The 6,272-nt window shown below is 39.0% G+C and carries 5 protein-coding genes and 3 pseudogenes; 4 read left to right on the top strand and 4 right to left on the bottom strand.

Going from position 1 to position 6,272, the window contains the following annotated elements; genetic code table 11:
• Positions 1–161 precede the first annotated feature (161 nt).
• The 4 genes and pseudogenes from O9290_RS20945 to O9290_RS28590 all read right to left on the bottom strand — a co-directional run.
• A pseudogene (locus O9290_RS20945) lies at positions 162–1,307 on the bottom strand (IS630 family transposase); the annotation flags it as partial.
• A 180-nt stretch (positions 1,308–1,487) separates the two neighbouring features.
• Complete coding sequence (locus tag O9290_RS20950; RefSeq protein ID WP_288059907.1) at positions 1,488–1,787, bottom strand: CU044_2847 family protein; 300 nt, start codon at positions 1,785–1,787, stop codon at positions 1,488–1,490.
• A 204-nt stretch (positions 1,788–1,991) separates the two neighbouring features.
• A pseudogene (locus tag O9290_RS20955) lies at positions 1,992–2,540 on the bottom strand (DUF3782 domain-containing protein); the annotation flags it as partial.
• A 72-nt stretch (positions 2,541–2,612) separates the two neighbouring features.
• A complete protein-coding gene (locus O9290_RS28590) occupies positions 2,613–2,777 on the bottom strand; it encodes a hypothetical protein (protein WP_002763551.1) in 165 nt (54 codons plus the stop codon).
• Positions 2,778–3,343: 566 nt separating this feature from the next.
• On the opposite strand from O9290_RS28590, the gene O9290_RS20960 reads away from it, so the two are divergent.
• The 4 genes and pseudogenes from O9290_RS20960 (at position 3,344) to O9290_RS20970 (ending at position 5,988) form a co-directional block, all read left to right on the top strand.
• Positions 3,344–4,057 carry a 2OG-Fe(II) oxygenase gene (locus O9290_RS20960; protein ID WP_002763549.1) on the top strand — a complete coding sequence of 238 codons (714 nt, stop codon included), beginning with the start codon at positions 3,344–3,346 and terminating at the stop codon, positions 4,055–4,057.
• Between the two features lie 196 nt (positions 4,058–4,253).
• Positions 4,254–4,952, top strand: coding sequence for a hypothetical protein (locus tag O9290_RS20965; protein WP_002763548.1), 699 nt, complete (start codon positions 4,254–4,256; stop codon positions 4,950–4,952).
• Between the two features lie 54 nt (positions 4,953–5,006).
• A pseudogene (locus O9290_RS28595) lies at positions 5,007–5,156 on the top strand (methyltransferase); the annotation flags it as partial.
• 553 nt (positions 5,157–5,709) lie between these two features.
• Positions 5,710–5,988, top strand: coding sequence for a hypothetical protein (locus O9290_RS20970; protein WP_223213098.1), 279 nt, complete (start codon positions 5,710–5,712; stop codon positions 5,986–5,988).
• Positions 5,989–6,272: the final 284 nt, after the last annotated feature.

Consider the following 6,272-nt stretch of genomic DNA (forward strand, 5'->3'; position numbering starts at 1 on the left):
ATAGGGGAGCATAAATCGACTAAATCCTTATCTGGCAAGAGACTTAATTGATTAGTTCGCTCTAGATCGAAAACAATTGACAAAAATCGCCAAATGTCTTTCTCTATAAGAGTTTCATTCCTTATAATCCTGTACGTTGCATAAGACAAACCGAAGAACCTAACAGAATTACCCTTGTTTTTCAACTTGCGATCCCACTTAATAATTAAACCTCCTTCATTTAAAAGTTGATGTAAAAGAGATTCTAATTCTTCAACTGATTTAAAAAGTCGATGAGCGATAAATTCTTTTGCCGAGTGCCAGACCAATTCAATGATATTTAAATCTGGGCTATAGGCGGGTAAATACTCTAAAATTAAGTTGGGCATATTTTCAGCAATTTTACCAACAACATCTGTTTTTTTGTGAATACTAGCATTATCGAGAATCAGGACAATCTTTGGACCCTTCTCTCGAAAATCCTCCTCTTTATTCCCCGCTTCCACCCATTCTTTAATGATTTCTGTATAAAAAACTTTTACCACTTCATAAAAAGTTTCTGAATTTCCTTTTTTGATGAATTCTACGAATCTTTTTTTATCGGAATATCTCACTCCTCCCATCGCATTTACTCGACCACTTCTTCTTTGTCCGCTAACTTTTTTTCTTTGGCTTTTTTTCCCCCATGTTTTTCTTCTAATGACTCTTAAACTGAATCCACTTTCGTGAGGGGCTGTGTGGCGAACCTGCGTCGCCACCTTGAAAGCCCCGTCCCAAAACCATACCTGTAGCTTATTTGGCTCTTCTTTTGCTATTTTTAAGTATTCGGCTAATTTTTGTTTAAATTCTTTTCTTTTTTCAGGATATTGTCGATCTTCTAAACTATATTTAGCCCAAATATAAACATACTTCTTTTTTTTTTAAATGTTCGTGACTTGAGAACTACTTAATTCTATACCTGTCTGTTCTGTCAGATAAGTGGCTAATCTTTTGGCTGTCCAACGGCCAAACTCATACCCCATTTCTTGAGGCTCTTTGTCAATTGTCTCTAACAATATTTTGATATACTCATCCGTCGCTTTTCGATAATTTCCCTCCATTCTCTTGTCTTTCAAGCTATCTAAATTATTGGCATCTCCAGGAATACACCAATAAGAGACTGTTCGCAGTGAACACCCAATGAGTTTGGAGATTTGGACTTGAGTTTTCCCGTCATTTAACAACAACAATATCAAAACTCTTTCTCTAATGTAAGGATTTTCTTCTTTTTTTAGTGCTTTTTGTAACTTTTCTTTTTGTTCGGAATTCAAGTGATTAGGGGCTGGCATAGCTATTGATATTTGAATAGGTTACTGTTTCTATTATACGCTATTTAGATGCTGAACAGCTTAGAGACATTGCCCTAAGTCTTGACATAACTCTTTAATTCTTTTTTCATTTTCTGATAACATTGAATTATTCCTCCCATCGAGATATATTCTGAATTGTAAATTATAACTATTATAATCTCATTTCTCTTTGTGATCAAGTAGAAGATTTTCTAGTTGTTGACGGCTATAAGCATTAATACTCATTGCATAAGTGAGATGCTCCCGTTCATTGAAACTTTTGACCTTATTAATTATGGCATTTGCCACGGGTTTTATGCCATTTAATACGTCTTCAAAAGACTGAGCAGCTTGAACAGCTATTTCATCTGTTAGACTAATAAGTTCATCTTCTGGTTTCGGTTTGGGTAAGGGTAACTTTTCATCCACCTCGATGTAAATAGTCCCCTCCTCCGAGGTAAATTCCACTAAACGAGTCATAAAAATTCTCCTGTTTATTTTATTGCGGTTGCCTAGACTTAATCAATCACAACTCCATCTTTTTGCTCTCATGCCTAATTATAGCGTTTTTCAGTCTGCTGAGGTACAAAAGTTATGGGTTTTAGGCACTCATGCAAGAGGCAGAAGGCAAAAGGGAAGAAAAATAGGTGTACCTCACTAGCTTAGGAAATGCTATATATCTCTTTACCAAGTGTTCGGTTGAAAGTCAGCATCATTAATAATTGCCACCGTATCCCCAGATGGTTTAATCACAAATAAGCCTTTTTTATAAGCATAGCGATCTACACCTTTGTTAATTTCAATACCAGCGACTGCACCGTAAGCTCGATAGTTTTTGTAATGGGGAAAAGCGATTTTAAAACGAGTCAATTTTTCGATAAATTCATCTACATCATCTTGAGATAATCGAGATTTACATTCCACCACCACAAGATCGGTATCATCCACCCCTAGGATATCAATTTCCATGGCGATACCTTGACGCTTGACTCTAGCGCGGGGATAAACTTCCTTAATATCAATGCCTTTTTCCTGAAAAAGCCGTAAAACCGCCGGTTCTACCAATTCCTCCACAAATCGACCCCAGCGAGTGGTCAAACTATCTACCGCTTTGCTGGTTCGTTCTACGGTGCGTTTCAGTTCTGCCATCGAGCGCTCGGCTTCGGCAGCCCGGCGCTCGCTTTCTAATTTCGCTTCGGCGGCACGGCGCTCGTTTTCTAATTTCGCTTCGGCAAAGATAAGTAGGGAGGCACAATTATTTGTAGGATGGGTTAGCGGTAGCGTAACATAATCGGGCGTTGGGTTTCATGCTTCAACCCAACCTACGTTCATCTTATATTTAATTCCACCCACCCACTTACGTTCCATTTCAGCCCGACGAAGATCGCTTTCCCTTAAACGGCGCTCAAACTCCTCGGCGGAAGCGCGGAATAGCTGGTAAATATCCTCAAGGGTTACAGGTTCACTCATGGACTGACATCGAAAATAAAACACCCCTAATTATTTTAGCGATTCGGTCGAGAAAACCGAGGAGAGCGAGAGAGCAAAAACGAGATAAATATTAAGAATTATGTAGAAAACTTGACACAAGTATCGTGCTGTGTTATTGTTCCTTATCTTGAATGTCAGGTGAAGAGCCTCGGTTTTACCGCAGTTAGAGCTTTCTAAACATTTTAAACCTTTGTAGCACAAGGCTTTCAAGACTCGGTTAACAATTTGTAATATTCCTTACTAATTATTTATTCCTCCTTTTGCATGAGTGCCTGTTGCCTGTTGCCTGTCCTGATAAGTAGCCTATACTCAGCGGATTTAGTATTAGTGTTCCTCTAGTATGTCACGGTCAAGTCTGTATTAAGGGAACTCGCATTATTTTCTCTACTGGAATGGAAATGCGAAACCTTTGCATCAGCGTACATCTGCCTTTTTCCGGATACAGGCAAAGCTCTCGATGCAACGCAAACCTGTTATAATCACCAACTAGATGGAATCCGTGACCGCCTGCAAATGTATCCAGGCTTTGGGGTGGGAAAGCTGCAATGACAACTGACTTTATCGAGATCTACGAACACGCTTTACGCCCAGAATTGTGCGAAGAGATCAGGCATCGTTTCGAAGCCAGCGACCGCAAGTCGGATGGACGGATCGGTCATGGAGTCGACAAATCCAAGAAGAACAGCACCGACATCACCATCACAGGCCTCTCCGAGTGGAGCGATTTGCACAGTCAGATACTCGACAGCACACTGCGTCACCTGATGTTGTACATTCGCAAGTATCCATACCTGGTCACGAGTGCGTTCGCATTAAGCTGGCAAGAGCCGGCTACCGGACTGGTCAGGCCGTTAACAACTTCGGATGTTGGAGCGGCATCGGACCTGGAACTCGCCGAGTATTTGTTCAGAGTATTTCGACCCGGAGCGATCAACGTTCAGAAATACTCGAAGAGTGTCGGTGGTTACTACTACTGGCATTCGGAAATCTATCCTCGCGACCCAGCTGCCGAGACGCTCCATCGCGTCCTTTTGTTTATGTTCTATCTGAACGATGTAGAGCGCGGTGGTGAGACGGAGTTCTTGTACCAAGAACGGAAGCTCAAGCCGACCTCTGGGACGATGGTGATCGCTCCCGCCGGTTTTACCCATACCCATCGCGGCAATGTGCCCGAGTCGCACGACAAATACATTCTGAGCAGCTGGATCTTGTTCAACCGCGCCGAGCAGCTCTATGCGCGCAAACCCAATCCGGCGTGAGACGACACCAGCGACACAAAGACAGGCATTGCCAACCTCGCCATTTTACTGGCAACCCGAACGTTGCCTGGCTCACGATAGACGGAGTCAACGGGCCACCGTCTGGTGATGGTAGCTCTCTACTCGCGCTTAGAAATTAATTGAATGGAAACTATCAGTAATCAGTGATCAATTAACCTTTAATCATGAGTCAGTTATGATGATGAAATTATTAAGCTCTGTAGTCATTTTGGCAAGTTTACTGAATGTTACACCTAGGATGGTAAATCATCCACCCCGACAAGTTGCTCAAGCGTCTAGCGTTTCTTCGATTCAAGGTTATTGTTTTTCAGTCGCTAATGATGATCTAGATTCTACGGCGAGGATTTATATTCAGGGAAATCAAGTCACGGGTCGGGTAGAAGCTACGATTCATAATGAACAAGAATCTTATTATAGTTCCTATACTCAAACCTTACAAGGAAGGAAAAATGGGAATCAGTTAAACTTAAATATCAAGACAAAAATTGAGTTAGATACTCAAACAACTCAAGAAAAATGGACGTTAACTTCAGATTCTTTGAATACGGGACGAGTCGTTTATCAAAAACAACCTTGTTTAGTATCTCAAATTCGGTTGGCACCAGGAACTAATACCACTGCAGTTAATCAATCGGTTGTTCGAGGTAGTCGAAATATTTATTTATTAAGAGCGAATCAAGGACAGAGAATGGATCTGAAAATTACAGCATTAGAAAATAATGCCGTATTCGATGTGATTGCACCGAATGGGCAAACTTTGAAAACAGAAGCTACCCAATCTAGTTTAAAATTACCGGCTACTGGAAATTATGAAATAATTGTAGGGGGAACTCGTGGCAATGCCACCTATAAATTAAATGTTAAAATTCAATAAATAGAAGGAAACATGGAACAGCCTTGAGGTTGGGGGAGTCTTGACTCTTGCCTCATCTCAACCAGCAATTTAAATGCGCGGGCAGCTTATCCTATATGGTACTGTTTAATTTTATTCCCACAAAAGTTGATTATGTCCTTACCTGAACTCCCTCTTCATCTTCAATTAACCCAAATGATTTCGGGTTACTGGCTATCTCAAGCTAAGCTAAAACGCACTTAAACCACCTAAAATAAAAATGGCTCTTCGGTTTGTGTTATGCAATGGACGGGGTTTATAAGGGATGTAACCCTTATGTAGAAAGACATTTGGCGATTTTTGTTAATTGTTTTCGATCTAGAACGAACTAATCAATTAAGTCTCTTGCCAGATAAGGATTTAGTCGATTTATGCCCCCCCTATCGAACCATACCAAGTAACGAAGAACCCATTTCTTAAGATAGACAACAGAATTTATCTCCGACTACTTAACGGCATTATTCAGGGGGGATATTCATACAATACTGAAAAACAATCGAACGTTGCTTTTTTTCCTCTCTATCCTATTTTATTCAAATAAATTGCATCTTTAACTTCTTTAATTTTGCCTATTTATGGTCTTCTTTTTTCTAATTTATGTCTAATATTTGTCTTAATTTTTGTTTATAAAAATAGCAACATTTATCTGAATAAGAGAGGCTGTAAAAAGGTTTTAATTCTTATGTTAATTTTTCCTAACTCCTTTTTTTATAGCTGTTTTTATAGAGAAAGTTTATATTTGCTAACCACCTCTGCTTGTTTTTATTTCTTTCTGAATAAGAAATACTTTTGGTCTGGATTTTTGGGATTTTTTGCCAGTTTAACTAGAGTCACAGGAGTAATAATTTTTCTGGCTTTTGCTATCGAATTACTCTGGAAATATTTAAAGAAAAAAGAACTGCCCAAGAGAGAAAGTCTTTTCCTATTATTAATACCCTGTGGTTTAATTGCTTATATGGTATTTTTAGCGTGGAAATTCAACGAACCTTTGGCATTTGTTAAAATTCAGGATATGTGAGGTAGAAATGAGAGAGTATTTTCTTTAATTACTCTAATAAACTACTGGAAGAATATCAATTGTATAGAACTCTTGCAAATTAATTATATGTTATAATGATGGGTTAACTAATTTTCCCCAAAAAATTAGTTAACCAGTACATTCGTCCTGAATGAAAACTTGAAGTTTAACTTTTAACTCAAAACTCTTTAGATATGCTTTAATTTGGTTATCAAAACCTCTTTATTTAAGCGGCACAAACTATCTCAATTATAAAAATTGAGAATAAATTCTCCTTGACTTGA

Origin of the sequence: Microcystis sp. LE19-41.2A, assembly GCF_027530405.1 — a bacterium.
Lineage (GTDB): Bacteria > Cyanobacteriota > Cyanobacteriia > Cyanobacteriales > Microcystaceae > Microcystis > Microcystis aeruginosa.

What these genes read in the sequence shown, in the direction of transcription:
- O9290_RS28590 (WP_002763551.1), bottom strand. Translation starts at nt 2,777, where the DNA reads ATGAGTGAACCTGTAACCCTTGAGGATATTTACCAGCTATTCCGCGCT.
- O9290_RS20965 (WP_002763548.1), top strand. Translation starts at nt 4,254, where the DNA reads ATGATGATGAAATTATTAAGCTCTGTAGTCATTTTGGCAAGTTTACTG.
- O9290_RS20950 (WP_288059907.1), bottom strand. Translation starts at nt 1,787, where the DNA reads ATGACTCGTTTAGTGGAATTTACCTCGGAGGAGGGGACTATTTACATC.
- O9290_RS20960 (WP_002763549.1), top strand. Translation starts at nt 3,344, where the DNA reads ATGACAACTGACTTTATCGAGATCTACGAACACGCTTTACGCCCAGAA.